25 protein-coding genes are annotated in these 25,069 nt (G+C 65.6%); 8 read left to right on the top strand and 17 right to left on the bottom strand.

The window, feature by feature from the left end; all coding sequences use genetic code 11:
• Positions 1-16 precede the first annotated feature (16 nt).
• Positions 17-1,882, bottom strand: a complete 1,866-nt coding sequence (gene ilvD, locus C3B78_RS01715; protein ID WP_104996537.1) for a dihydroxy-acid dehydratase — start codon at positions 1,880-1,882, stop codon at positions 17-19.
• Between the two features lie 75 nt (positions 1,883-1,957).
• Here ilvD and C3B78_RS01710 point away from each other — a divergent pair, with 75 nt between their 5' ends.
• Positions 1,958-2,809 carry a helix-turn-helix transcriptional regulator gene (locus C3B78_RS01710; protein WP_104996536.1) on the top strand — a complete coding sequence of 284 codons (852 nt, stop codon included), beginning with the start codon at positions 1,958-1,960 and terminating at the stop codon, positions 2,807-2,809.
• 205 nt (positions 2,810-3,014) lie between these two features.
• Positions 3,015-3,305 (top strand): hypothetical protein, encoded by a 291-nt coding sequence (locus tag C3B78_RS01705; RefSeq protein WP_104996535.1) that lies wholly within the window; start codon positions 3,015-3,017, stop codon positions 3,303-3,305.
• On the opposite strand, the gene C3B78_RS01700 is transcribed toward C3B78_RS01705, so the two are convergent.
• From C3B78_RS01700 to C3B78_RS01660, 9 genes are all read right to left on the bottom strand, one after another.
• Entirely contained in the window at positions 3,290-4,042 is a 753-nt protein-coding gene (locus C3B78_RS01700; protein ID WP_104996534.1) for a GAF and ANTAR domain-containing protein, read from the bottom strand. The two genes, C3B78_RS01705 and C3B78_RS01700, sit on opposite strands and share 16 nt — an antisense overlap.
• Before the next feature lie 210 nt (positions 4,043-4,252).
• Positions 4,253-4,693: an SRPBCC family protein gene (locus C3B78_RS01695; protein ID WP_104999579.1), complete on the bottom strand. Its 441-nt coding sequence runs from the start codon at positions 4,691-4,693 to the stop codon at positions 4,253-4,255.
• A gap of 123 nt (positions 4,694-4,816) precedes the next feature.
• Positions 4,817-5,590, bottom strand: coding sequence for an SDR family NAD(P)-dependent oxidoreductase (locus C3B78_RS01690; RefSeq protein WP_104996533.1), 774 nt, complete (start codon positions 5,588-5,590; stop codon positions 4,817-4,819).
• 27 nt (positions 5,591-5,617) lie between these two features.
• Positions 5,618-6,988 carry an MFS transporter gene (locus C3B78_RS01685; protein ID WP_104996532.1) on the bottom strand — a complete coding sequence of 457 codons (1,371 nt, stop codon included), beginning with the start codon at positions 6,986-6,988 and terminating at the stop codon, positions 5,618-5,620.
• A gap of 216 nt (positions 6,989-7,204) precedes the next feature.
• Positions 7,205-7,918 carry a FadR/GntR family transcriptional regulator gene (locus C3B78_RS01680; RefSeq protein ID WP_104996531.1) on the bottom strand — a complete coding sequence of 238 codons (714 nt, stop codon included), beginning with the start codon at positions 7,916-7,918 and terminating at the stop codon, positions 7,205-7,207.
• Positions 7,919-8,025: 107 nt separating this feature from the next.
• Positions 8,026-8,517, bottom strand: coding sequence for an RpiB/LacA/LacB family sugar-phosphate isomerase (locus C3B78_RS01675; protein ID WP_311216979.1), 492 nt, complete (start codon positions 8,515-8,517; stop codon positions 8,026-8,028).
• Positions 8,514-10,262: a dihydroxyacetone kinase family protein gene (locus C3B78_RS01670; protein ID WP_104996529.1), complete on the bottom strand. Its 1,749-nt coding sequence runs from the start codon at positions 10,260-10,262 to the stop codon at positions 8,514-8,516. The genes C3B78_RS01675 and C3B78_RS01670 overlap by 4 nt, the downstream gene beginning before the upstream one ends.
• Positions 10,263-10,324: 62 nt before the next feature.
• Positions 10,325-11,098 (bottom strand): SDR family NAD(P)-dependent oxidoreductase, encoded by a 774-nt coding sequence (locus C3B78_RS01665; protein WP_104996528.1) that lies wholly within the window; start codon positions 11,096-11,098, stop codon positions 10,325-10,327.
• Positions 11,099-11,143: 45 nt separating this feature from the next.
• Positions 11,144-11,968 carry a sugar phosphate isomerase/epimerase family protein gene (locus tag C3B78_RS01660; RefSeq protein ID WP_104996527.1) on the bottom strand — a complete coding sequence of 275 codons (825 nt, stop codon included), beginning with the start codon at positions 11,966-11,968 and terminating at the stop codon, positions 11,144-11,146.
• A 183-nt stretch (positions 11,969-12,151) separates the two neighbouring features.
• Between C3B78_RS01660 and C3B78_RS01655 the strand changes: the two genes are divergently transcribed.
• From C3B78_RS01655 to C3B78_RS01630, 6 genes are all read left to right on the top strand, one after another.
• Positions 12,152-13,489 (top strand): MFS transporter, encoded by a 1,338-nt coding sequence (locus tag C3B78_RS01655; RefSeq protein WP_104996526.1) that lies wholly within the window; start codon positions 12,152-12,154, stop codon positions 13,487-13,489.
• Positions 13,490-13,524: 35 nt separating this feature from the next.
• On the top strand, positions 13,525-14,391 hold the full coding sequence (locus C3B78_RS01650) for a transketolase (RefSeq protein ID WP_442778252.1): 867 nt from the start codon (positions 13,525-13,527) through the stop codon (positions 14,389-14,391).
• Positions 14,388-15,407, top strand: a complete 1,020-nt coding sequence (locus tag C3B78_RS01645) for a transketolase family protein (RefSeq protein WP_104996524.1) — start codon at positions 14,388-14,390, stop codon at positions 15,405-15,407. Before C3B78_RS01650 ends, C3B78_RS01645 begins: the two co-directional genes overlap by 4 nt.
• A 120-nt stretch (positions 15,408-15,527) precedes the next feature.
• Complete coding sequence (locus tag C3B78_RS01640; protein WP_104996523.1) at positions 15,528-16,187, top strand: GntR family transcriptional regulator; 660 nt, start codon at positions 15,528-15,530, stop codon at positions 16,185-16,187.
• Positions 16,188-16,311: 124 nt separating this feature from the next.
• Positions 16,312-18,615 (top strand): maltose alpha-D-glucosyltransferase, encoded by a 2,304-nt coding sequence (gene treS, locus C3B78_RS01635; protein WP_104996522.1) that lies wholly within the window; start codon positions 16,312-16,314, stop codon positions 18,613-18,615.
• Between the two features lie 91 nt (positions 18,616-18,706).
• A complete protein-coding gene (locus C3B78_RS01630) occupies positions 18,707-19,165 on the top strand; it encodes a DapH/DapD/GlmU-related protein (RefSeq protein WP_104996521.1) in 459 nt (152 codons plus the stop codon).
• 43 nt (positions 19,166-19,208) lie between these two features.
• Here the strand turns inward: C3B78_RS01630 and C3B78_RS01625 are convergent, their stop codons facing one another.
• The 7 genes from C3B78_RS01625 to C3B78_RS01595 are packed head-to-tail and all read right to left on the bottom strand — an operon-like array spanning position 19,209 to position 25,066.
• Positions 19,209-20,288, bottom strand: coding sequence for a HoxN/HupN/NixA family nickel/cobalt transporter (locus C3B78_RS01625; protein ID WP_104996520.1), 1,080 nt, complete (start codon positions 20,286-20,288; stop codon positions 19,209-19,211).
• Positions 20,288-21,142, bottom strand: a complete 855-nt coding sequence (locus tag C3B78_RS01620) for an urease accessory protein UreD (protein WP_104996519.1) — start codon at positions 21,140-21,142, stop codon at positions 20,288-20,290. The genes C3B78_RS01625 and C3B78_RS01620 overlap by 1 nt, the downstream gene beginning before the upstream one ends.
• A complete protein-coding gene (ureG, locus tag C3B78_RS01615) occupies positions 21,139-21,756 on the bottom strand; it encodes an urease accessory protein UreG (protein ID WP_104996518.1) in 618 nt (205 codons plus the stop codon). Before ureG ends, C3B78_RS01620 begins: the two co-directional genes overlap by 4 nt.
• Before the next feature lie 29 nt (positions 21,757-21,785).
• Complete coding sequence (locus C3B78_RS01610) at positions 21,786-22,466, bottom strand: urease accessory protein UreF (protein ID WP_104999578.1); 681 nt, start codon at positions 22,464-22,466, stop codon at positions 21,786-21,788.
• Complete coding sequence (ureE, locus tag C3B78_RS01605; RefSeq protein WP_104996517.1) at positions 22,447-22,926, bottom strand: urease accessory protein UreE; 480 nt, start codon at positions 22,924-22,926, stop codon at positions 22,447-22,449. The genes C3B78_RS01610 and ureE overlap by 20 nt, the downstream gene beginning before the upstream one ends.
• A 26-nt stretch (positions 22,927-22,952) precedes the next feature.
• Complete coding sequence (ureC, locus tag C3B78_RS01600; RefSeq protein WP_104996516.1) at positions 22,953-24,725, bottom strand: urease subunit alpha; 1,773 nt, start codon at positions 24,723-24,725, stop codon at positions 22,953-22,955.
• Positions 24,722-25,066 (bottom strand): urease subunit beta, encoded by a 345-nt coding sequence (locus tag C3B78_RS01595; RefSeq protein ID WP_104996515.1) that lies wholly within the window; start codon positions 25,064-25,066, stop codon positions 24,722-24,724. Before C3B78_RS01595 ends, ureC begins: the two co-directional genes overlap by 4 nt.
• Positions 25,067-25,069: the final 3 nt, after the last annotated feature.

The following is a 25,069-nucleotide window of genomic DNA, read 5'->3' as shown; positions in this document are numbered from 1 at the left end:
CAGAACCCAGGAGGGCCTAAACGAGGTTCTCCACCAGCGAGACATCCCGCACCGCACCCTTGTCTGCAGACAGAGCCATGGCGGCGTAGGCGCGCAGGGCCGGGGACACCAGGCGGTCCCGGTTCTTGGCCTTGTAACCGCCATTGGCTTCCAGTTTCTCGCGACGCTCGGCAAGGACCTCGTCGGAGACCTCCAGCTGCATTGAGCGCTGAGAGATGTTGATGCTGATGATGTCGCCGTTCTCCACCAGGGCGATAGTGCCGCCGGAGGCGGCCTCCGGGGAGATGTGGCCGATCGAGAGGCCGGAGGTGCCGCCGGAGAAGCGGCCGTCCGTAATCAGGGCGCACTTCTTGCCCAGGCCGCGGCCCTTGAGGAACGACGTCGGGTAGAGCATTTCCTGCATGCCCGGACCGCCACGGGGGCCTTCGTAGCGGATGACCACTACGTCGCCTTCCTTGACGGTCTTGTTCAGGATCTTTTCCACGGCCTCGTCCTGGGACTCGCACACCACGGCCGGGCCGGAGAAGGTCCAGATCGACTCGTCCACGCCGGCGGTCTTCACCACGGCGCCGTCGATGGCCACGTTGCCGCGGAGCACGGCCAGCCCGCCGTCCTTGGAGTACGCGTGTTCCACGGAGCGGATGCAGCCTTCCGCGACGTCGGTGTCCAGGGAGGTCCACTCGTTCGACTGGGAGAACGCGGTGGAGGAGCGGACGCCGCCGGGAGCCGCGTGCCACAGGGCCTTCGCTTCTTCGGTTGCCTTGCCGCCGCGGATGTCCCAGTCGTCCAGCCAGCCGTCCAGGTCGGCGGAGTGCACGGAGTGGACGTCCTTGTGCAGCAGGCCGCCGCGGTTCAGCTCGCCCAGCAGGGCAGGGATGCCGCCGGCGCGGTGCACATCCTCCATGTAGTAGGTCTTGTCCTTGGCGACGTTCGGGGCCACCTTTGCCAAACAGGGCACCTTGCGGGACTTGGCATCCATCTCCGCCAGTCCATAATCCACGCCTGCCTCCTGGGCCGCGGCCAGCAGGTGCAGGATGGTGTTGGTGGAACCGCCCATGGAAATATCCAGCGCCATGGCGTTGTCGAATGCCTTGGCGGTGGCGATGGAGCGCGGCAGCACGGAGTCGTCGTCGCCGTCGTAATAGCGCTTCACCAGCTCGACGACGGTGCTGCCGGCCTTCTCATACAGCGCCTTGCGCGCGGTGTGGGTGGCCAGCACGGAGCCGTTGCCCGGCAGGGACAGGCCGATGGCCTCGGTGAGGCAGTTCATGGAGTTGGCGGTGAACATGCCGGAGCAGGAACCGCAGGTAGGGCAGGCGTTCTCTTCGATGAGGTTGATGTCTTCATCGGAGATGGACTCGTCCACGGCGTCGGCGATCGCGTTCACCAGGTCCAGGGAGCGCACGGAGCCGTCGGTCAGGGTCACGCGGCCGGCCTCCATGGGTCCGCCGGAAACGAAGACAACGGGGATGTTCAGGCGCAGCGCCGCCATGAGCATGCCCGGGGTGATCTTGTCGCAGTTGGAGATGCAGACCAGGGCGTCGGCGCAGTGGGCGTTGACCATGTACTCCACGGAGTCGGCGATCAGGTCGCGCGATGGCAGCGAGTAGAGCATGCCGCTGTGGCCCATCGCGATGCCGTCGTCCACGGCAATGGTGTTGAACTCGCGCGGCACGGCGCCGGCGGCGAGGATCGCGTCGGAGACGATCCGGCCCACGGGGGCGAGGTGGGTGTGGCCTGGGACGAATTCGGTGAAGGAGTTGGCCACGGCGATGATCGGCTTGCCGATGTCCGTGTTAGCGACGCCGGAGGCGCGCAGCAGTGCGCGGGCGCCGGCCATGTTGCGGCCGTGGGTGACAGTACGTGAACGAAGAGGAGGCATGCTACCGATCCTGCCGTTCCGGGCGCGCGGGCGGAAGACAGTGTTGATACTAGTAGCAGGAGTACCAGAGTACTAGTGTTGGATGTCGTGAAAGAGGCAGGCGAAAAGCGCAAGGAACTCGGTCTTTTCCTGCGGGCACGTCGCGACCAGGCACTGCGGTCGGAGTACGGCCTGCCGCCCGTGGCCCGCCGGCGGGAACGGGGGCTGCGGCGGGAGGAAGTGGCCTTCCTTTCCGGCGTGAGCGTCACTTGGTACACGTGGCTCGAGCAGGGCCGCGAGATCAGGCCCTCGCGGGAAGTCCTGGAATCCGTGGCCCGGACCCTCCACCTCTCGGAGACCGGCCGCTCCTACGTCCTGTCCCTCGCGGGCTATTCCGCGCCGGTGTCCGCAGGCCCGGCGGCTGCCGACGCTCCAGCCCACATCCAGCGGCTCCTCGACGCCCTGGGCCCGAACCCGGCCTTTGCGCTCGCCCCGGACTGGAGCGTCACGGGCTGGAACAGGGCCTACGCCGCGCTGTACCCCAACATCGCCAACGTGGCCGCCCCGGAACGGAACCTGCTGTGGCTGGTTTTCACCGACCCGTATGTCCGTGAACTGCTCCCCGACTGGGACGTCACCAGCAGGCGGTTCCTTGCCGAATTCCGGGCAGAAGCCGGGCAGCGGCTCGGCGATCCGGACGTGGCCTACCAGGTGGAGCGGCTCAAGGACACGAGTCCGGAATTCAAGGAGGGCTGGGACCGGTACGACATCCTGGGCTTCGAATCCCGCGAGCGGCTGTTCCACCACCCGTCGGTGGGCGTCCTCAGGCTGGAACACCACCAGGTCTCGCCCTCGGACCGGCCCGACCTCCATCTTGTGGTCTACACTCCGGCGCCGGAAAGCGACGCCGCTGAGCAGATCCAGCGGCTCCTGGCCGTGGGCAGCTAGTACGACGCCGGCCTCCACTCCCCCAGGTACCGTCGCCTCGAGGTGGAACGCGCCGTCGTCGTGCTTCCATTCCACACGGACGGTTCCAGGAATCCCACCGCATTTGCCGGGCTTAGGAAAAAGAGTCACCGCCCCGCCCATCCGGCAGCGCCGCCGCTCCGAACCCCCACTGGGGACAAAAGTCTTTCCAGGAAAGGACGGAACGGTGGACGCAGCGGACCAGCAGGCCCTGACCGGCGCAGTGATACGGGAGCACGGCCTGGACATGGGGCAGTTGTGGCTGGAACACCTGGCCATCGGCGGCGACGCTTCCGAGGAGGAAATCCGGGACTACAGCGCTGGGCTGGCAACCCTTCCTCCAAAGGACCGGGACACTTTGGCCCAGGCCGTCAATGAGCATTGTGCTGCAGCGGGACTGCTGTCCCGGGCGCCGTTCAGTGACTCCCTGCTGGCCCTGGCACGCAGCGACTCGCAGGAACCCTACTCGTCGAAGTAGGTCGAGATTCCGGAACTGCCGGGGATTGACGCAACCACGGTTGCGGCAACGTCCTTGAGCTTCATGTTCCGTGTGTTGGATGCCTGCAGCAGCACGCTGAACGCCTGGTGCTGGCTGCAATGGCTTTGGGCCATGATGGCGCCTGTGGCCAGGTCGATCACGGTCCGCGATTTCATGGCCTCGCTCATGCTGTCCCTGGTGTCCTGCAACTTGCCGATCCGCAGGGCCAGCCGCAGGCTTTTTGAAACCTGGCCGGAGAAGGCCCGGGCAGCGGCAATGTCTTCGCTGCTGAATGCCTGCAGCTGCCCGCAGTACAGGCTGAGTGCCCCACGGATGTCTTCGCCCAGCGCGAGCGGAACGCTCACTGCGGAGGACAGTCCCTCCCTGGAAAGGGCACTCGCATACGCGGGCCACCGCTTTTCCTGGCTCACATCGGCGACCAGGACCGTGTCCGAGGTGCGCATGGCGGTGACGCCTGGACCGTCGCCGTCCTTGTCCTGGAACTGGTCGAGGATGCGGATGCAGGGATCGCTGCCGGCGATGGCCGTGGCCTTCTTGTGCCTTTCGACGGCGACTCCGCAGAAAATTTCCCGGCCAGGGCTGCTGAACCGTCCCGCGGCATAGCTGGCCAGGTCCTGAAGGAACTGGTCAACATCGGGGCTGTCCAGCACCAGGTCCTGAAGATGCAGCGCGACGTCAGTGAAAACCTCGTCATTCGCGGCTTCGGCGTGAGCCACTGCTTCCCCCTCCCGAACAGCACAAAGGCCATGTAGTCCATTAAAGAACGCCTTGGCCGCTCACTGCCGAACGGTAATCCCAGCCTACCCGCGGGATAGTCATAATGTGTCCACCATGACAGACGCATGCCCGCGCACCGGGAATGTCACAGTGTTTGGTGAGTCTGCGAAGGCCGCCGGCTGACGGCGTAACGGTGTAACGGTGTAAGCCTAGGCGGCGGCCAAGGCGTTGAGCGTGTCCCGTATCCCGTTCAGCGCCGGGTCCCGCAGGGACATAAAGGCAGGCTTCAGGAGCGGCTGGACGATTTTGGCAGGCCCTTTGATGCTGAACTCCGCGGTGTATTTCACTACAGACCCCTGGGCGGCGGGACTCACGTCAATGGAGTCGAAGGCCGTGACGGATTTGTTCTCGCCACGGAGCTTGATGTGGTTCTCCGTCAGCTCGATGACCTCGTACTCCAGTGACTGGCGCTTGCCACGGAATTCGGACTCGGCGTGGTACCGGTGCCCCACCGCAACCGGGCCGGGCGTCAGTTTTTCCATCACCGGAGTGTTGGGGTCCCACTCACTGGTGTTCTCGAACGCGCTCAGGAAGGCAAAGGCCTTCTCAGCGGACAGTTTGGTTTCCACACTTCCGGTGACTGTGATCATCACCCCAGTGTAGGAAACAGGCAACCGGGAAGCCCAGCCCTCCGGTGCCCACGCACGGGAACGGCAGCAGCGCACCGGACGGAACCCGCCGGGGCGCTGCTGCCGTGAATCACGGTTGTGCGGTCAGCTGACCTGCAGGCCGCCGTTGATGTCGTAGGTCGCTGCGGTGATGTAGCCAGCGTCCTTCCCGAGCAGGAAGGAAATGAGGGCGGCCACTTCCTCGCGGGTACCCACCCTTCCCATCATGATGCCCTCGGACATCTGGGCCTTGCGTTCCTCGGTGAGGGTGCCGCCCATGATGTCTGTGTCGATGGGACCCGGTGCGATCGCATTGACGGTAACGCCGAACTCCCCCACTTCACGGGCAAGGGCCCTGGTGAAGCCGATGATTCCGGCCTTGGAGGCGCTGTAGGCCACCTTGGAGTAGGTGCCGCCGCCGCGCTGGGCGGAAATCGAGGAAATGCTCACGATGCGTCCAAGCTTGCGCTCAATCATTCCCTTGAGGACTCGTTGGGACACGATAAACGTTCCGCGCATGTTGATCGCGAATACCTTGTCCCACTCCTCCACGCTGGTTTCCATGAAGGTTGTGGGCGAGCTGATGCCGGCAAGGTTGGCGAGGGCAACGATCGGCGGCAGCGAGTCTTCGATTTCGCTAATGGCCCGGTCCACGGAGGCCGCGTCGGAAACATCCGCGCCGACTCCAATGGCCTTCACTGCACGGTTGGATCCGATCTCCGCAGCCGCGTCTTTGGCATCTTCGGCGTTGATGTCGAGGATCGCGATGGACCAGCCCTCGCTGGCCATCAGGTCCGCCGTGGCCCGGCCGATGCCGCGGGCAGAGGCAGCCCCGGTCAGTACGACGGTTCGTTCAGCGGGAAATGGGGTGGTTGTCACAGGTGTATCTTTCGTCAGGGTTCGGGGTCAGGAGACTTTGGCTGCGTTGACTTCTGCCGCAGCGGCAACTGCGGGGTCCAGGGCGGCGTCGCCCTCAGGCCGCTTCCGGGCGTAGAAGTACGTGGCCACTGCCGTGACGCACAGGCAGAAGGACAGGAAGAGCAGGCCGCTCTGGTTGTTGCCGGTGGCGTCCTTGAGCAGGCCCACGGCGTACGGGGCCACAAAGCCGCCGAGGTTGCCAAGGGAGTTCACCAGCGCCAGTCCGGAGGCAGCAGCTGCTCCGGTGAGCGCGGCGGACGGCATGGACAGGAACGGTGCAATAGCGCCGTAGATGCCCATCGCCGCAGCGGTCAGGGCGATGAGGGCAAGGATGGGGTTGACCGGGAGCAGGTAGCCCGCGGCCAGCAGGCCCATGCCGGCCAGCACCATGCTGACGGAGGAGTGCCAGGCGCGCTTGCCCGTGCGGTCCGCCCGCCGGCTCCAGAAGTACACAAAGACTGCGGCAATGGAGTAGGGAATGAGGACAATGAAGCCCACCTCGGTGGTGGAGAACTTGCCAAGGGCGGCCACGATGGTGGGCATCCAGAGGCCGAGGCCGTAGATGCCGCAGACCAGGCCGAAGTACAGGGCCGAGTAGGTCAGCGTGCGCTTGTCCTTGAGGCCGGCCAGGAAGTTGTGGCTGCCGACCTTGGATTTGGCGGCAAGCTCGGCGTCCATGGTGGTGGCGAGCCATTCGCGTTCTTCAGTGTTGAGCCATTTGGCGTCACGGGGACGGTCGGTCATCAGCATCGGGGTCAGCAGGCCAAGCAGAATGGCGGGGATGCCCTCGATGATGTAGAGCCACTGCCAGCCGTGGAGTCCCATGATGCCGTCCATCTGCAGCAGCAGGCCGGAGACCGGGGCGCCGAGTGCGTTGGAAATGGGCTGGGCCAGGATGAAGATTCCCAGGACGGTGACGCGCTGGGCGGCGGGGAACCACAGGGTCAGGTAGAAGAGGATCGCGGGGAAGAACCCGGCCTCGGCTGCACCCAGCAGGAAGCGGATGATGTAGTAGGTGCTTTCGCCGTTGACCAGCGCCATGGCGGTGGCAAAGATGCCCCACGTGATAAGGATCCTGGCCAGCCACTTGCGGGCGCCGAAGCGGTACATTCCAGCATTGCTGGGAACTTCCAGCAGTGCGTAGCCGAGGAAGAAGATGCCGGCGCCAAGGCCGTAGGCAGCGGCGGTGAGGCCGATGTCCTCGCTCATGGTGAGTTTGGCGAAACCTACGTTATTGCGGTCAAGGTAGGCAATGAAGTAAAGCAGGACAATCAGCGGCATGACGCGGCGGCGGACCTTGCGGAGCGTGCGCTCGCCGAGTTCGCCCAGTCCTGCGGACGGCATGGAGAGTGAAGTCATCGTCGACCTTCTATCTGGCGGACGCGGCGCGTTGGGGGCGGCGCGTCCGAGGGAAATGGGGATATTCCTTCTGCTGCCCATTGGGTCTGATGTCTGACATCTGACGAAGCAACATGAGAAAGATCATAGAAGGGTGATCCGGATTACGTCAAGCCGAGTGGAAAGGGGCGCCGCCCACCGGGGATGGCGCATCGCCGGGGCGGGGGCGCCAGCGACCTAGCCCTGCGGTTCGGGGTGCTGGACGTAGCGCTCGTAATCGCGGTACGTCTGCTCCATATGGTCATCCATGACCCGGCGGGAAAGTTCGGCGTCACCACTGACGATGCTCTCCATGACCTTCTGGTGGTACTCAATCGCATGAAGCTGGATCTCGGGCACGGCCGAGGTCTCGCGCCGGGTCATGTAGAGCAGTTGTCCCAACTGCGCGAAGAGGGCCCGCACGAAGGGATTCCCGGAGGCCCTGAGCACAGCATCGTGGAACGCGATATCGGCTTCGACGAAGCGGTCCAGGTCCCCGGCCTCCTGGAAGCGCTTCATATCCGCGATGCACTGCGCCATTTGCCGGGCATGCTCGGGAGTATGGCGCTTGGCCGCCAGGGACGCCGCACCTGTTTCCACCATGCGCCGCATTTCGATCAGCCCCACCGACACCTGGTCCGCGCCGTTTCCATGCGAGGCGGCCTTGAAGATCGCGTCCAGCCCGGTCCAGTTGTCCGACGGGTTCACGAAGGTTCCGCGCCCCGCCTTGACGTAAAGGATGTTCTGCGCCCTCAGCGCCTTGAGGGCCTCGCGGACCGTGAGCCTGCTGACGTCGTAGGCCTTTGCTATGTCCCCTTCGGGAGGGATGGCATCGTGCGGTTTCAGCTTGCCCGCCAGGATGTCGTCAAGCAGGCCGTCGACGAGATCGTCAACGAGTGTCCTGCGGCCCATCCTGGCTCCTGCCTTTGGCGTTGCCCGCTGGTGCGGGCCCTCTAAACTTTACTGTCGATTGCCGCCCTGATCACCATCGTGGCCTGTTTCCTGCAGCAGGGCAGGGCTTAGCAGGCCTCGAAGTCCGTGAGGACCTTGACCTTTCCCGCAGACGCGGAGGCCGGATCGAAGGTGTAACCGATCCACTCTTTGGCCAGCCGGCGGGCGAGTTCGATGCCCACCACGCGCTGGCCCATGGTGAGGACCTGGCAGTCGTTGGACAGGATGGAGCGTTCCACGGAGAAGGAATCGTGGGCGGCGGTGGCCCTGATTCCTTCCACCTTGTTCGCCGCGATGGCCACGCCGATTCCGGTGCCGCAGAAGAGGATGGCCCGGTCCGCGACGCCATCCCTGATCATTTCGCCCGCCGCGATTCCCACGTACGGATACGGCCTGGTGAAGTCATTCGGAGCATCGGACCGGTTGACGCCAATGTCGATCACTTCACTGACCCTGGGATCCTGCCGGAGGTCCTCAAGGACCTTGTCCTTGTAGTCGACTCCCGCTTCGTCCGCGCCTACAACAAGTCTCAGTCCCATGGTTCGTCCTTCAGTATTCATTGCCGTGCTCCCACAGATTCGCTGGATACGGCGGCGGTGAGGTGCGGGCCCATGACGGTGAAGATCATGGCCAGCGAGGTTGCTCCGGGATCCGGTGCACCCAGGCTCTTTTCCGCCAAAGGGCGGGCGCGGCCCTTGAGCGGCAGCAGGCCGGCTGTCGCCTCGGCGGCCGCCGTCGCGGCGCGGGCCGCGTCCTCCCACGCCCGGCCCGGTTCCACGCCTGCTGCCACCAGCCCGGCGAAGGAAGAGGCGAACGGCAGCAACGCGTCCACCATGGTCTTGTCGCCTGCCTCCGCCTTCCCCAGCTGCACGATCCGGTCCGCGAATGCCCTGACCGCCGCTGCCAGCTGCCCGGGTTCCGGCGCTGAACTGTTTCCCAGGGATTCGCCAAAAGCCCGCAATCCGGCTCCCCACAGGACGCCGGACGTTCCGCCCGCCTTGTCGGCCCAGGCATCACCGGCGGCTGCCAGCACATCGCCCGCTCCGGCGCCCTGCCCGAGGGCAGCGGATGCAGCCGCGGCAGCGGCGTCGATCCCGCGCACCATGCCGCGCCCGTGGTCACCGTCTCCGGCAATGGCGTCCATCCTGCCGAGCCGCTCCTCTGCGTCGTGCAGGAGGGACTGCGTGGCTTCCAGCGCGGCAAAGCCCGCGGCGGCAAACTGCCGGGAGGCGTCGGTGGCAACAAACGGGGCAGAAGCCGCATCGTCGTCGGACGTTCCTCCGGCCGCCACGGTGCCGGCCTCCCGGACCGCGTTGCCACGGCGGTAGGCGGGTGTTTCCGCCGGGGCAAGCCACAGCGGTTCCAGTTCCTCGTCCAGCCAGGTGACAGTGAGCGATACCCCGGCCATGTCGAGGCTGGTGACGAGTTCCCCGACTTCGGGCATCACCAGGGTGTACCCTGCGGCGCGGAGCAGCGGCGCCACGGTGCCCCAGAGAACGAAGAGCTCCTCGTGCTTGGTGGAGCCGAGCCCGTTGAGGATGACCGCCATCCGTTCGCCGGCGCCGGGCGGCGTTTCAGCGAGCACGCGTGCCACCAGTTCACGGCCAAGCTCCTTTGCGGACGGCAGCGCGGTGTCGAACAGTCCCGGCTCGCCGTGTATGCCCAGGCCCAGCCCCATCTGCCCGTCGGGCAGGGAGAACAGCGGCGATTCCGCGCCCGGGAAGGTGCAGCCGGAGAACGCGCTGCCGATGGTGCGGGTCCGGTCATTGGCCTTGCGGCCCAGGCGTGCCACTTCGGCGAGGTCCGCGCCGGCCTCGGCTGCGGCCCCCATCACCTTGAAGACGGTAAAGTCACCGGCGATGCCGCGGCGCTTGGCGGATTCCGACGGCGGTGCGCTGGCGATGTCGTCAGTCACCAGGACGTTCTCCACGGCAATGCCCTCTGCAGCCAGGCGCTCGCTGGCCATGCCGAAGTTCATGACGTCGCCGGCATAGTTACCGTAGGTAAACACAACGCCTGCGCCGGACTCAGCCGCCTTCGCCACGGCGTACGCCTGCTGCGCCGAAGGGGACGTGAAGATGTTGCCCACCACTGCGCCGTCTGCAAATCCCGGTCCGATGATGCCGGCGAAGGCCGGGTAGTGTCCCGACCCGCCGCCCGCGAGGACGGCAACCTTGGGCTGCGGGGGCCGGAAGCGCCGCACGGCACCGCCGGGGACCTGGCGCACCAGGTCCCCGTGGACGTCGCAGAACCCCGCCAGGGCCTCCTCGGCAAACTCCGAGGGATCGTTGAAGATTTTTGTCATGATGTGCTCTCTGCCGTGGGTTCCTGGGCGGGACTAAGGGTTCGCTGGGTGGCTACGGCTCCCTAGTGGATGTGGCTGCCGCCGTTGATGTCGATGGTGGTGCCGGTGAGGTAGGCCGAGTCCTCGGAGGAAAGGAACGTGATCACCGCGGCAACTTCCTCAGTGGTGGCGTTCCGGCCCAGCGGGATGCCGGCATTGATGGCGGCCTCCTGCTCCTCGGTGCTGCCCACGCGGATGTTGGTGTCCACGGCGCCGGGGGTGATGGCGTTGACGGTCACACCGGTGGTGCCGAGCTCGCGGGCCAGTGCCTTGGTGAAGCCCAGGATGGCGGCCTTCGCGGCGGAGTAGGGAACCTTGCCGAACACGCCGCCGCCCCGCTGGGCGGAGACCGAGGACATGTTCACGATGCGTCCCCAGCCGTTGCTGATCATGTCCGGCAGGAATGCCTTGGTGACCAGGTACGTGCCGGTGGCGTTGACATCCATGACCTTGTGCCAGAGCTCAAGGGTGGTTTCCAGGAACGGGACAGGCGAAGTGATGCCGGCGATGTTGGCCAGCGCGCCTACCGGCGGAAGGTTGCCGGAAGCGACCTCGGCGGCGACGGCGGCCTGGGCTGCGGTGACGGACGCTTCGTAGGCGACGTCGATCTCGTGGCCGAAGGCGGGGACGTTGAATTCATTGCCGATTTCGGCGGCGACCTTGGCGGACTTCTCGCCATCGAGGTCCAGGATCACCACCGCCCAGCCCTGGCGTGCGTAGCGGCGGGCGGTGGTGATGCCGATGCCCCGGTCCGAGGTTGCCCCGGTGAGTACGGCGGTGCGCTGGATGGTGGTCATGATGCTCCCTTGAATCGTTTGGATTGTTGAAGTGGGTGTCGATGGTCAGATGAGGTCAGTGATGAAGCTCGCGGCTTTGGCTGCCGCTGCGGGGCGTTCGTCGTGGGTGACGTCCCTGGTTTCGAGTTCCAGCGAGAAGTGCCCCCCGTAGCCGTCCGCCGCAAGGCGGCGCAGCCCTGCGGCAAAATCGGCGTTGCCGTTGCCGATGCTGAGGTTGATGTTGCCCGGCACGGCATCCCGGAGATGGACGTGGGAAATACTGCCCTTGCGCCGTTCGAGGTACTCCAGCGGGTCTTCGCCGGCGGCGACGATATGGCTGAAGTCCATGACAATTCCGACGCCGGTGCCCGCCAGCCGCTGTGCCAGCACTTCCGCGCGTTCGAGGTTCCAGCAGAAGCGCAGGAAATGCAGGGACTCTGTCCAGAGTTCGACGCCGAACTCCGCCGCGCGCTGACCCGCGTGGGTGAGCTGGGCGGCAATAAGGTCCAGGTCCTCCCCAAGGCTCCGGACAGGTTCGTGGCTGAGGGCACCGCACGGGAGGACGAGCGCCTTCGCGCCGGTATTCCGCGTGAGGGTCAGCAGCGCCTCCAAGTGCCGCTCGCGGGCTGCCTGCTGTCCGGCGTCGAGTACGGCATTGAGGTCACCGATATCCCCGTTGACGGAACGGACCCGCAGCCCGGAGGCGGCAACCTCGGCTGTTACCGCCTCAACGGCAGGTGCGTCCAGGTTGTACGGGACGTGATCGCATACGCCGGGGAGGGCGCCGAGATCGATCTCTTCAAAGCCCAGGCCGCTGATGGTCCGCAGGGCGGCCGGCAGGTCCTGGTGCCTGAAGCTGATGGATGAGCAGCCGAGCCGGGAGTTGAACATCGTCGTTGATCCTCTGGATGAGCGGGGGGTGATGTGAATCACTGTAGGCCTTTCATTGTTAACAGTCAACTTCCAACATTGACTGTTGACAGTCGGCATGAGGCACGTCACACTGGGGATATCATTTGTTAACAGTCGACAGCGGCCGAACCCCCTCGGACCGCTTTTCGAAAGGGAAACACCATGAGCAACGAAGCTCTAAAAATGCGTGGACACGTTCACGGCACCAAGGATGCTAAGCGCGTCGCCATCGGCTCCGGAGTGGGCGCCGTCATTGAAACCTACGACTTCATCGGATTCGGCACCGCTGCGGCCCTTTATTTCGGAACAGCCTTCTTCCCCACAGGCGATCCCGTAACAGGAACGCTCGCAGCATTCGCCACCCTCGGCGTCGGCTTCGCCGCCCGCCCCATCGGCGGCATCATCGGCGGCCACCTCGGTGACAAGGTGGGCCGCAAGCCCGTCCTGGTTGCCTCCCTGATCCTGATGGGTGTGGCCACGTTCCTTATCGGCCTGCTGCCCACCTACGAACAGGTTGGCCTGCTGGCTCCCGCGCTGCTGGTGTTTGTCCGCATCGTGCAGGGCCTCGCCTTCGGCGCGGAATGGGGCGGCGCCATCCTCATGAGCTACGAACATGCGCCCTGGAAGTCCAAGGGCAAGTACACGGGCATTGTGCAGGCAGGCTTCCCCGTGGGCCTCCTCCTGGCCAACCTCGTCTTCCTGGTCAGCGTTAACCTCGGCGGTGAACTGGCGTGGCGTGTTCCGTTCCTCGCAAGCATCGTGCTGGTGGCCGTCGGCCTGATCATCCGCTCCAAGGTGCCGGAGTCCCCCGTCTTCGACGAGGTCAAGGAGAGCGGCTCCATTGTGAAGTCGCCCATCACCGAGGTCATCAGGACCGACTGGCGGAGCATTGTCCGCGGCATCGGCCTGCGCATCGCCGAGACTGCAGGCTACGCGGTGTCCGTCACGTACATGATTTCCTACCTGCACACCCAGCAGCTCGCAAACAAGACCGAAACCCTCGTGGCCCTCTGCATCGCCTCGTTCATCGGCATTTTCGCCACCATGGCATGGGCCCGCCTCACGGACCGCATCGGCCGCCGGCCCCTGTACATCTGGTCCACAGCCTTCGCTGCCCTGTTCGGCATTCCCATGTTCCTGATGGTGAACACCGGACTGTTCATCTTCGTCATTGCCACGATCGTTATCTCCTACGCCGTCTGCCAGAACTCGCTTGCCGGCGCCCAGGGCCCGTGGTTCCCGGAACTGTTCCAGGCCAAGACCCGCTCCTCCGGAGCGTCCCTGGCTTACCAGATCTCAGCCATGGTCTCCGGCTTCACGCCCTTCGTCACCACCCTGCTGTTCGTAGCCCTCGGCTGGATGGGCCCGGCGCTCCTCTTCAGCTTCTACGCAGCCATCGGCCTCTGGGCCGCCCTCGTCACCAGGGAGACCTGGGGCAAGCGCGAACGCCAGCTGGCTGATGAGGCCAGCAAAAGCACCCCGCATCCGGTAACTGTCTAATGACCATCACCCACGAATCGAACACGGAGTCGGCAATGCCCGCAGGAATCGTCCAGGACCGGTTGGCGCAGGTCAGCGCCGCGGCCTACCGCATCCGCCACCATGCCCTGAACATGGGCGAGGTCCAGGGCCAGGGCTATGTCGGCCAGGCCCTGGGAGCCGCGGACATGCTGGCCGCGGTCTACGGAGACCAGCTCCGCTTCCGGGCGGAGGATCCGCACTGGGAGGCCAGGGACAGGTTCCTGCTTTCCACCGGGCACTACGCAATTGGCCACTACGCCGCCCTCGCCGAGGCCGGGATCGTCCCGGTCGAAGAGCTGGAAACCTACGGTTCGGATGATTCGCGGCTGCCGATGTCCGGGATGTCCACCTACACGCCGGGAATGGAAATCTCGGGCGGCTCCCTGGGGCACGGCCTCACCATTGCCGTGGGCATGGCCCTGGGCCTGCGCTACCAGGGCTCCAGCGCCCGCGTCTTCAATTTCCTCTCCGACGGTGAACTGGACGAGGGCTCCACCTGGGAGGCTGCCATGGGTGCGCACCACCACCAGCTGGGCAACCTCACCGCGATGGTGGACATCAACGCCCTGCAGGCGGACGGCAAGACGGACACAGTGCTCCGCACCGAGCCGGTGACCGAGAAATGGGAGTCCTTCGGCTGGTACACGCAGCGGGTGGACGGGAACGACGTCGGCGCGCTGCTGGCGGCGTTCGACAATGCAGCGGCCCAGGCCGCCGCCGTCGGACGTCCCTCGGTGATCCTGTGCGACACGAAGGTGGGCCGCGGAGTGCCGCTGCTGGAGGAGCGCGAGAAGGCACACTTCATGCGTATCGACGAACACGAATGGCAAATCTGCCGCGAGCAGCTCACCGCCGGATACGAAGGAAAGGCTTCAGCATGAGCACCACCACCGAGGCCCCCGACACCGCAACAGCGGCGAAGCCGAAGCTGAAGACCTCGGCGATGATCGCCTCCTTCGCCGACCCCGGCCAGAAAACCAGCTCCGCCCCGTTCGGGCACGCGCTGGTCAAGGCCGCCCAGGAAAATGACAAGATCGTTGGCCTGACGGCGGACCTGGGCAAGTACACGGACATGCACATCTTCGCCAAAGCCTTCCCGGAACGGTTCTTCCAGATGGGCATGGCCGAGCAGCTGCTCCTCGGTGCCGCCGCCGGCCTGGCCGAAACCGGGCTCGTGCCGTTCGCGTCCACGTACTCGGTGTTCGCTGCCCGCCGCGCCTATGACTTCCTGTGCCTGGACGCGGCCGAGCCGAACCTGAACGTCAACATCGTGGGCGGCCTGCCCGGCCTGACCACCGGGTACGGCCCCAGCCACCAGGCCACCGAGGACATGGCGATCTTCCGCGGCATGCCCAACCTGACCATCGTGGACCCGTGCGACTCGGTGGACATCGAGCAGGCGGTCCCCCAACTGGCTGCCAGCGACGGGCCCACGTACCTGCGCCTGCTGCGCGGCAACGTGCCCACCGTGCTGGACGAGTACGGCTACACGTTCGAACTCGGCAAGGCCAAGGTGCTGCGCGGCGGCAACGACGTCGTCTTCATCTCCTCCGGGCTGATGACCATGCGGGCCCTGCAGGCAGCAAAGGCCCTGGCGGCACACAACGTGGACGTCGCCGTCGTGCACACCCCCACCATCAAGCCGTTCGACGCCGAAACCGTCCTCGCCGAGATCAACACCGACCGGCTCGCCGTCACCCTCGAGAACCACTCAGTGGTGGGCGGCCTGTTCGAAACCGTCGCCTCCGCGGTGGTCACAGCAGGGCTCGGCAAGCGCGTGGTGCCCGTGGCACTACCGGACCAGTTCCTGGACGCCGGCGCACTGCCCACCCTGCACGACCGCTACGGCCTGGCCGTGGACCGCATCGTGGCAAAGGTCCTCGCCGAACTCGGCTAGCATCCGCCCCGCACCGCAGAAAGCACGGCACCGGACCCGGCCGGCGCCGTGCTTTCTGCCGTACTATCGAAACTACTACCGACTGTAAACAGTCGACTTACAACATTGAGGACAGAGGCCATGGCCGGACTGACCGCCCCGCTGCTGGGACTGCAAAAAAAGAGCCTGCGCGAACAGGCACTCTCGGCCCTGCGCGCCGCAATCACCAGCGGAGAACTTGAACCGGGCCGCCACCTGGTGGAAACCGAACTCTCCGAGATGCTGCAGATCAGCCGGGGAACCCTGCGCGAAGCCCTGCGCCAGCTGGAACAGGAAGGCCTGGTCTCTGCCGGGCCCCGTGGCAGGCTCTCCGTCCGGCACCTGGACGAAAAAGAAATCCGCGACATCTACACCGTTCGCGCCGCCCTGGAAGCACTGGCCGCCCGCACGCTCTGTGAACTGCCGGACCGCCAAAACGTCATCTCATCCCTCCGCTCGGCCATCGACGCGATGAAGGCAGCCGAGGAGGAAGGCCTGCAGCAGCGCGTCGAATCCGACCTGGAATTCCACCGTACGCTGTGCCGGCTCACGGGCAACGAGACACTCCTGCACACCTGGGAAGCGCTGGAAGGGTCCATCAGGATGTCCATCATGTTCGCCGGGCTCGAAAAGGGCGTTAAGAACATGAGCGTGGACCGCCACCACGATATTGTGGCGGCCATCGAAACCGGCGACGCCTCGCTGGCCCGGAAAACCATCCGGGAACATATGGACACTGCCGCGGCCAATCTTGTGGCCTAGCCATTTCTTGGTAGTTTCGTAGTTCGCCCGAATAGTCTCGGCACCCCCGGGTACTGGGACTATGGGAAGGGTGTCAGGCGGCGCGCCTTGGGACCGCGGAATCAACGTGTAGAAAGAGGACTGTATGCGGGAACCGATGGCCAGCGACGGTGTTTATGAAGCGGAGACCGTTGCGGGTGATGACCAGGAAGCTACTTCGGCAACTGTTGAACCCTCGGTGGAGCCGGACGTCAATTTCGACGAGCAGTTCTATCCTGCCCGGCCCAAGGCGCTGCGCCCCACCGCCCGCCGCCGCCAATACTTTGCCACCAGGCCCTCCTTCGAATTCGATGGACGCAATACGGCCTACGTCGAATGGCTGCGGAACCAGGCGATGCTGGGCGACGCCAATACGCTGGCCCGGCAGCTCTCAGGGCAAGCCAGCATGTGGCAGAACTCCTACGCCCATCCGAATCCCCGGGCCGCCGTTGAACGCGCACCCGTATGGTTCACCGCATATCCCCTGTCCTTCATCACCAGGTCCAGCCAGTCCTTCCTCTCGGCCCTCGGCGATCCGGCCATGTGGGAAGCCTTCAGCCAAATAGGTATCCGCGCCATCCACACCGGCCCGGTCAAACTGGCGGGCGGCATCAGCGGCTGGTCCCAGACACCCAGCGTGGACGGCCACTTCGACAGGATCAGCATGGCGATTGATCCCGTGTTCGGCACTGAGGATGAATTCCGCCGGATGTGCGAGGTTGCTGCCGACCATGGCGGGACCATCATCGACGACATCGTTCCGGGGCACACCGGCAAGGGAGCGGACTTCCGCCTCGCCGAAATGAACTTCCGGGACTACCCGGGGATCTACCACATGGTGGATATCCCGGAGGAGGACTGGCACCTGCTGCCGGACGTCCCCGAAGGGCAGGACTCGGTAAACCTGAGCCCGGACGCCGAGCAGGCTTTGCAGAAGGCCGGGTACATCATCGGCCGGCTGCAGCGGGTCATCTTCTATGAGCCCGGCGTCAAGGAAACGAACTGGAGCGCAACCCGGCCGATCGTTGACACCACCGGGAAGACGCGCCGCTGGGTTTACCTGCACTACTTCAAGGCAGGACAGCCGTCCATCAACTGGCTGGACCCCACGTTCGCCGGGATGCGCCTGGTGGTGGGCGATGCGCTGCATTCCCTGGTTGACCTGGGCACCGGTGCGCTCAGGCTGGACGCCAACGGATTCCTCGGTGTGGAAAAGAGTGCCGAGGAGCAGCCGGGCTGGTCCGAGGGGCATCCGCTGTCCGAGGCGGCCAACCAGCTCATCGGCTCCATGATCCGGAAGGTGGGCGGGTTCTCCTTCCAGGAGCTGAACCTGACCATCGACGACATCAAGGCGACCTCCGAAGCAGGCCCCGACCTTTCGTACGACTTCATCACCAGGCCGGCCTACCACTACGCGCTTGTCACCGCGGACACAGAGCTCTTGCGGCTCACACTGCGCCTGTCAATGGAAATCGGCGTGGACCAGGCTTCGCTGGTGCATGCGCTGCAGAACCATGATGAGCTGACCTACGAGCTGATGCATTTTGCTGCCGGACACCGGGACGAGATGTTCGAGCTCAACGGGCAGGAGCTCACCGGGGCGCAGCTTGCCGAGCAGGTGCAGCAGACCATGCGCGAGCGGCTCACCGGCGAGAACGCACCCTACAACGCGGTGTTCACTACGAACGGCATCGCCTGCACATCGGTCAGCTTCATCATGGCCGCGCTGGGAATCCGGGACCCCGATGCCATCACTTCCGAAGAGGAAGCGCAGGTCCTGGATGTGCACATCCTCCTCTCGATGTTCAACGCCCTCCAGCCGGGGGTCTTCGCCCTTTCCGGCTGGGACCTGGCCGGCATCACCGCGCTGGACCGGAAGAGCGTCGAGGAACTCACCGCCCAGGGCGACACCCGCTGGATCAACCGCGGGGCCCACGACATCATGGGCACCAGCCCGGACGCGGAAGTGTCCTCCTCCGGCATGCCCCGGGCGCGCAGCCTTTACGGCCCGCTCCCCGAGCAGCTCAAGAACCCGGACTCCTACGCCAGCAGGCTCCAGCGGATCCTGGCTGTGCGCGAAGAAAGCGGCATAGCCACAGGGGCCCTGCTCGATGTTCCGGACGTTTCCAACCGCGGGCTGCTGGTGATGGTCATCCGGCTGGAGAGCGGGGCCCTGGGGGTCACCGTGCTGAACTTCTCGGACCAGGACATTGCCGGCAGCATCCAGTCCAGCCACCTGGTGCCGGGGGCCGCCGTCCACGACCTCTTCAGCGGCGACGCTGTTGGCCAGGTGGATGACCTGCACAGTTTCTTCCTCGAACTGCCCGCCTTCCACGGAACCGTCCTGCAGCTGACAGAAGAAGCCCCTGAGCAGGACGAAGATGCACAGCCCGGAGAGGACCTACCGTAGCGGACTGGTCTACGCCGTTCGGGAATCCTCCTGAGTTCCGCGCCGTTAACTGAATGTGCGGAAAGTTCCGCTCATTCGAACGAGGGATTGAATGACCGCGAAGTTTGTATCAGTGGAAGACGACGCCGGGAAGGTCACCCGGTACGTCCGGCACGCCAACGGCGGCGGGCTTGTTGGGCCCGGCGCCGTTGTGGCCGAGAGCGCCCGGATTGGCGCCATGACGTACGTGGAGAGCGGCGCCCGGATCGGCCCGGGGTGCAGGATCGGGCACGGCAGCTGGATTGACCGCGACGCGACGGTGGGCGAGCGGACGGTGATCGGCGACGGAGTGCGGATTGGCCGCGGCGCCGTGGTGGGTAACCGGGTCCACATCGGGAGCCATTCCCGGATCGGCTCAAGCGTGACGATTGAGCACGGCGCCCACCTGGAAGCGGACGCAACAGTGCCCGACGGCGGACAGGTCCTTTCCGGGCCCTATGGAAAACGTTCCCGGCCCGTTCCCGGTAAGAACCGGACGCATGCCAAGGGCAGGGGCCGGGTAGCCGCCTGAGCCGCATTGCTGCACGGGCCGCCGCGCCGGCACGTGCAGCAAGCTAAGGGGCAGGCCGGCCGTGCGTCTTACTATCCTGCGTCCGTGCCTTCAAGGCTGCTGCTGCCCAGACGGTCACCAGCAGCGCCACCAACAGCAGGCCGGCGTCGCCCAGGTCAACGGATCCCAGCCACGCCGTCAAGGGGTCCTCCAGCGCGAAGGCTGTGTCGGCGAAGCCGCCCAGGGTGATGACCGCGATAAACAGGGCGGAGACAGCCGAGATTCCGGTGACGAGCGCGTTAAAGCCGAGTTTCCGCTGCGGATCGTCGAGGGCCGAGCGGTACATCCGCATCATGGCCATCCCGTTGAGGGAGTCGCACAGGGTCATGGCGGCCGCGAAAGCGAGGGGCAGCGCCAGCAAGGCGAACGCGGGCACCCCGGCCAGCGAGGCCGCGGTGGTGATCATCAACAGTCCGACGGTGGTGGCGGTGTCGAAGCCCAGCCCGAACAGGAAGCCGATCACATAGATGTTCCGCGGCCGCCGCACCCTGGCCAGCGGCCGGGCAAGGAGGCGGGCAACCAGTCCCTGCGGCGCGAGGTCCTGCGGATTGATCGCGGCCCCGGTCCGTGCCCGGCGGTAGGCGCGGGCCGAGCGGGCAAACGCTGAACCGTTGAACAGGCCCATGGCCAGCAGGAACAGTCCGGACATGCCGCTGCCCACCAGCCCGAGCACCAGGTTGCCGGCGGACCCTTCCTGCATCAACTCCCCCACCACGGCGGCGCCCGCGATCACCAGCACGCCGGCCAGCGTCACCACGGAGCTGTGGCCGAGGCTGAACGCGAAGCCGACACTCACCGGGTCCTGCCGCTGCGCCACGAATTTGCGGGTGGAGTTGTCGATGGCCGCGAGGTGGTCCCAGTCGTAGCTGTGCTTCACGCCGGAGAGGTAGGCGGTCAGGACCAGCCCCCAGGTGAGTGCCTGCGCCCCGGTTCCGCCTGCTTTGCCTGCGTTCCCGGCGAGCAGGAGCACGACGGCGGCTGCATGCAGCGCGGCCACGGCACCGAACATCCACAGCAGGCGGGTCCGCAGCGGCAGCGCTTCCCGGTCCCGGTACAGCGTGGTGATGTTGCCGAGGGCAGTCATCAGTGTTTCCTCAGGTTCAGTGGTCCCTGCCCGTGCCACCGCTCCCGGAGGAGCGCGGTGCAGGACCCAAGGAGGCGGTTCAGTTCCCCGGTACTGTTCGACAACGCACGGAGGACCAGGCCCGTGGTTCCGGCGATTGTGCGGGTGAGGGAGATGCCGGTCAGGGCATTGTCCGACGTGACGCCGTGCAGCTCATCTGCGAGCGCCTGGTCCACGCGCGGGTCCACCACGATCAGCGAGCCCAGGTGGCTGAAGCCTTCCATGAAGCCAAGCCCTGTGACATCCCCCGACGGCGGCCGGATGAGCAGGTTGTCCAGCGCCAGCAGCTGGGTGGCGCCTTCCGTCCTGACGTGGATCTCGTTCCGCAGCCGCACTTCCTCGAACCGGAAGGCAGCACCGTCCGGAGACCAGCCCGGGGTCACCACCTCGGCCATGGCAAGGCTCGACGACGGCCGAACAGTAATGTGCGTCCGCTGCCGGTAGCTGGCCTCCCGGTAGGCAATGAGCTGGTCCGGCACCAGCTCCAGCCGGGCCCCCTCCCCCAGCCGGACAGCCATCCGCTGCTCGGCGAAGGACCCGGGTGTCCGGTAAACCTTGGTGGCGGACTGCGTGGTGAGCAGCAGGTCAGCGCCCTCACAGACCTCGACATCAAGCACGAAGAGGTCCGCCCCGAGATAGGCCCCGCCAGGATTCACGACGACATAGCAAACCTGTCCCGAGTCATCCAGGTAGTGCGGCCGCACCACCCGCAGGGCACCCTGATGGAACTGGCGGGAGGCAACGGACCTGCCGCCCCGGAAACTCACGCCAAGCTCAAGCCGGCCCATCGGTGACCGGGCCGCCGTCGTGCTCATTGCGCCAGGTCAAGCATCAGGACGTCATGGCGTATCCAATCGATGACTTTGTCCAGCCCTTCGTCGGTCTTGAGGTTGGTGAAGCAGAACGGCTTGGCTCCGCGGAACTCTTTGGAATCCCGTTCCATGACAGCGAGGTCCGCCCCGACGTGGGGAGCGAGGTCGGTTTTGTTGATGATGAAGAGATCGGACTTGATCATGCCCTGGCCGGCTTTGCGGGGGATCTTTTCGCCCTGGGCCACATCGATGATGTAAATGGAGAAGTCGACGAGTTCCGGGCTGAAGGTGGCCGAGAGGTTGTCTCCGCCGGATTCGACGAAGATGACCTGCAGGTCCGGATGCCGCGCTTTGAGTTCCCCGATGGCGGCGGTGTTCATGGAAGTGTCTTCGCGGATGGCGGTATGCGGGCAGCCGCCGGTTTCGACGCCGATGATCCGGTCCGCGGGCAGGATGCCGTTGGCGGCGAGGATTTTGGCGTCTTCTATGGTGTAGATGTCATTGGTGATGGCGGCCATGGAGACCTCCCCGCTCATGTGCCGGGTGAGCCGCTCCACAAGCTGGGTCTTGCCCGCCCCCACGGGCCCGCCGATGCCGATTTTGATGGGTTCAGCCATGATGTCCTCCTTTGAATTCAAAAGCACTGTTAGCTCATGAACATCCGGGCACGTTGGCGTTCGTGCCGCATTTGCGAAATTTCCAGTCCGGGGCTTACGGCCCCGAAGTCGTCCGGCGTCAGGTGCTGGATGCGTTCGACGGCGGCAGCAACGTCGTCGGCCGCCTGGCGAAGCAGCCGCTGGCCTGCATTCTGGCCCAGCGGGATGGCGCGGACGGCGTTTTGCGCCAGGGACGTGACCGTGGCGAACAGGTAGGCGGCGAGCGCCTCCTGGAGCGGCACCCCGAGTGATCGGGCGACGACGGCGAACGCCAGCGGCTGGTGCCCGGCGGCCCGGCCGGTGGCCACCAGGTCCCGGAACAGTTCCAGCTCCGCCGAGGGAAAGACCTCCGCCCCGATTTCCAGCAACCGGGTCCCCATCTTGACGGAAGCCTCCCGAACCTGCCGCGGCAAAAGAGAGGCGGAAAGCAGGGCATCGAGCTCAAGAACATCAACCCCCTCATAGAGGAACCGGACAGCCAGCCCGTCGGAATAGGTCAACTGCTGCCCGATGAAAGCACCGAGCCACACCCGGAAGGACCCCTCATCAAAAACGACCCCAGCGTCGACGTAAGTCTCAAACCCAAGAGAGTGCGCAAAAGCCCCTGTAGGAAGCGCAGAGTCAGTAAGCTGCTGCAGCGCCAGCTGATACTTAGTGACTGTGCTCAGCATGGCGGAAAGGCACAGGCATGACGCGGTCCTGGCGGGAGTAGGGCACGGCATTGTGGCGGAGGTAGTCCTCGACGGTGTGGTCGTAGGCGCACACCATGACGTCAGCCCCGTACTCCGAGGCAGCGTCGAAGAACTGTGCCTGCAGGTGCCGGTTGCCCAGGGAATGGGCTACGACACCCATTTCGTAGACGGAGCGCGGCGCGATCACCAGGACGTCGGTGGGCAGGACGGACACCACGATCATGTTGGTTTCAGCGACGTGCAGGATGTCGCCGTCGCGCAGGTCGCCGGAGCCGGCCGGCAGCCGGATGCCTATCTCCTTTCCGTGGTCCGTGGTGGCGCGCTGGATGCGTTTGACCAGCTGGGCACTGGGGAGGACCACTTTTTCCTGGTGCAGGCCCGCGTAGGTGTGCGGGTCCGGCAGTTCGTGCAGGTTGCCGAGGACTTTGTCGATGATCACTTGGTTCTCCGAGGGCTTGGAAGAAATCAGAAGAGGAAGTAGCGCTGGGCCATGGGCAGCACGTCGGCCGGATCGCAGGTGACGTCCTCTCCGTCGACCGTCACCTGGTAGGTTTCCGGGTCCACCTGGATGTCAGGTGTGGCGTCGTTGTATTTGAGGTCGGCCTTCGTGAGGGTGCGGATGCCGGAGACGGGCCGGACGACCTTCTCCAGCCCGAGTTCCCCGGGGACGCCGGCGTCGATGGCTGCCTTGGACAGGAAGGTGATGGAGCACTGCTGCACCGCCTTCCCGAAGGCTCCGAACATGGGCCGCATGGTGCGCGGCTGCGGGGTGGGGATGGAGGCGTTGGCGTCCCCCATCAGCGCGTAGGCGATCTGGCCGCCCTTGAGGACCAGTTCGGGCTTGACGCCGAAGAAGGCCGGGTCCCACAGCACCAGGTCGGCGAACTTGCCCACCTCCACCGAGCCTACGGAGTCCGCGATCCCCTGGGCGATGGCGGGGTTGATCGTGTACTTGGCCACGTAGCGCTTGAGGCGGAAGTTGTCGCTGCCCGCGCTGCCGTGTGTGCCGGCAGCGCTGTCCCCGCGGGGGTCTTCCAGGACACCTCGCTGCTTCTTCATCTTGTCCGCCACCTGCCACGTGCGGGTGATCACCTCGCCAATGCGCCCCATCGCCTGGGAGTCCGACGACGTGATGGAGAAGACGCCGAGGTCCTGCAGTACGTCCTCGGCCGCGATGGTCTCGGCACGGATCCGGGAATCGGCGAAGGCCACGTCCTCGGGAATGTCCGGGTTGAGGTGGTGGCACACCATCAGCATGTCCAGGTGCTCTTCGATGGTGTTGCGCGTGTAGGGAAGGGTGGGGTTGGTGGAGGCCGGCAGGACGTTGGGCATCCCGGCAATCCTGATGATGTCCGGCGCGTGCCCGCCGCCGGCTCCCTCGGTATGGAAGGTGTGGATGACGCGCCCGTTGATGGCGCGGATGGTGTCCTCCACGAAGCCGCACTCATTGAGCGTGTCCGTGTGGATTGCCACCTGGACGTCGTACTCGTCGGCCACAGTCAGGGAAGTGTCGATCGAGGAGGTGGTGGACCCCCAGTCCTCGTGGACCTTCAGTCCGATGGCACCGGCGCGGATCTGCTCGGCCAGGGGTTCGACGGCGGACGCGTGGCCCTTGCCGAACAGGCCGATGTTCATGGGGAACCCCTCGGCCGCCTGCAGCATCCGCTGGATGTGCCACTTCCCGGGCGTCACGGTGGTGGCCTTGGTGCCCTCGGCGGGACCGGTGCCGCCGCCGATCATGGTGGTCACGCCGCTGGCCAGCGCCGTCGGGATCTGGTCCGGGGAGATGAAATGGATGTGGGTGTCAACGCCGCCGGCGGTGAGGATCTTGCGTTCGCCGGCGATGATTTCGGTGCTGGCGCCGATGGTGATGGTGACGCCGTCGGTGATCTGCGGGTTACCGGCCTTGCCGATCTTGAAGATGTGCCCGTCCTTGAGGGCGACGTCGGCCTTGTAGATGCCGGTGTAGTCCAGGATGACGGCGTTGGTGATCACGGTGTCGGGCACCCCGCCGCCGGAACCAACGCCGCCGGAACCGACACTGTCGCGGACCGCCTGGCCGTTCTGGCCCATGCCGTCCCGTATCACCTTGCCCCCGCCGAACACCACCTCTTCGCCATAGACGGTGAGGTCGTCCTCGATCTCGAGGAACAGCTCGGTGTCCGCCAGGCGGATGGCGTCGCCCGTCGTCGGACCGTACAGGTCCGCATACTGCCGGCGGGGAATCTCGAAACTCACTTGGCACCCTCCGTCGAGTGTTCCTTGGCACGGCCGGACAGCGGCCCGTTGACGGCGTTGCTGAGCCCGTACACCTCGCGGGTGCCGGCCAGTTCAATCAGCCGAACGCTCCGGGAGTCCCCTGGTTCAAAACGCGCAGCCGTCCCGGCGGGGATGTCCAGGCGGCGCCCGTAGGCGGCTTCCCGGTCGAAGGCCAGCGCGGCGTTGGCCTCGGCAAAGTGGAAGTGCGAGCCCACCTGCACGGGCCGGTCGCCGGTGTTGGTCACGGCGACCTCGATCGCCGTCCGCCCGGCGTTTGCCGTCACCGGCTCCGGCCGGAGGACGTACTCTCCTGGGATCATGGC

Source organism: Arthrobacter sp. PGP41 (genome assembly GCF_002953935.1).
Lineage (GTDB): Bacteria > Actinomycetota > Actinomycetes > Actinomycetales > Micrococcaceae > Arthrobacter.
The sequence above is the reverse complement of the archived record's forward strand: the minus strand, read 5'-3'. Positions and strand labels throughout refer to the sequence as shown.

What these genes read in the sequence shown, in the direction of transcription:
- C3B78_RS01645 (WP_104996524.1), top strand. Translation starts at nt 14,388, where the DNA reads ATGAGCACCACCACCGAGGCCCCCGACACCGCAACAGCGGCGAAGCCG.
- C3B78_RS01625 (WP_104996520.1), bottom strand. Translation starts at nt 20,288, where the DNA reads ATGACTGCCCTCGGCAACATCACCACGCTGTACCGGGACCGGGAAGCG.
- ilvD (WP_104996537.1), bottom strand. Translation starts at nt 1,882, where the DNA reads ATGCCTCCTCTTCGTTCACGTACTGTCACCCACGGCCGCAACATGGCC.
- C3B78_RS01680 (WP_104996531.1), bottom strand. Translation starts at nt 7,918, where the DNA reads ATGGGCCGCAGGACACTCGTTGACGATCTCGTCGACGGCCTGCTTGAC.
- C3B78_RS01695 (WP_104999579.1), bottom strand. Translation starts at nt 4,693, where the DNA reads ATGATCACAGTCACCGGAAGTGTGGAAACCAAACTGTCCGCTGAGAAG.
- C3B78_RS01660 (WP_104996527.1), bottom strand. Translation starts at nt 11,968, where the DNA reads ATGTTCAACTCCCGGCTCGGCTGCTCATCCATCAGCTTCAGGCACCAG.
- C3B78_RS01685 (WP_104996532.1), bottom strand. Translation starts at nt 6,988, where the DNA reads ATGACTTCACTCTCCATGCCGTCCGCAGGACTGGGCGAACTCGGCGAG.
- treS (WP_104996522.1), top strand. Translation starts at nt 16,312, where the DNA reads ATGCGGGAACCGATGGCCAGCGACGGTGTTTATGAAGCGGAGACCGTT.
- C3B78_RS01595 (WP_104996515.1), bottom strand. Translation starts at nt 25,066, where the DNA reads ATGATCCCAGGAGAGTACGTCCTCCGGCCGGAGCCGGTGACGGCAAAC.
- C3B78_RS01630 (WP_104996521.1), top strand. Translation starts at nt 18,707, where the DNA reads ATGACCGCGAAGTTTGTATCAGTGGAAGACGACGCCGGGAAGGTCACC.
- C3B78_RS01655 (WP_104996526.1), top strand. Translation starts at nt 12,152, where the DNA reads ATGAGCAACGAAGCTCTAAAAATGCGTGGACACGTTCACGGCACCAAG.
- ureG (WP_104996518.1), bottom strand. Translation starts at nt 21,756, where the DNA reads ATGGCTGAACCCATCAAAATCGGCATCGGCGGGCCCGTGGGGGCGGGC.
- C3B78_RS01610 (WP_104999578.1), bottom strand. Translation starts at nt 22,466, where the DNA reads ATGCTGAGCACAGTCACTAAGTATCAGCTGGCGCTGCAGCAGCTTACT.
- C3B78_RS01670 (WP_104996529.1), bottom strand. Translation starts at nt 10,262, where the DNA reads ATGACAAAAATCTTCAACGATCCCTCGGAGTTTGCCGAGGAGGCCCTG.
- C3B78_RS01665 (WP_104996528.1), bottom strand. Translation starts at nt 11,098, where the DNA reads ATGACCACCATCCAGCGCACCGCCGTACTCACCGGGGCAACCTCGGAC.
- C3B78_RS01640 (WP_104996523.1), top strand. Translation starts at nt 15,528, where the DNA reads ATGGCCGGACTGACCGCCCCGCTGCTGGGACTGCAAAAAAAGAGCCTG.
- C3B78_RS01650 (WP_442778252.1), top strand. Translation starts at nt 13,525, where the DNA reads ATGCCCGCAGGAATCGTCCAGGACCGGTTGGCGCAGGTCAGCGCCGCG.
- C3B78_RS01620 (WP_104996519.1), bottom strand. Translation starts at nt 21,142, where the DNA reads ATGAGCACGACGGCGGCCCGGTCACCGATGGGCCGGCTTGAGCTTGGC.
- C3B78_RS01675 (WP_311216979.1), bottom strand. Translation starts at nt 8,517, where the DNA reads ATGAATACTGAAGGACGAACCATGGGACTGAGACTTGTTGTAGGCGCG.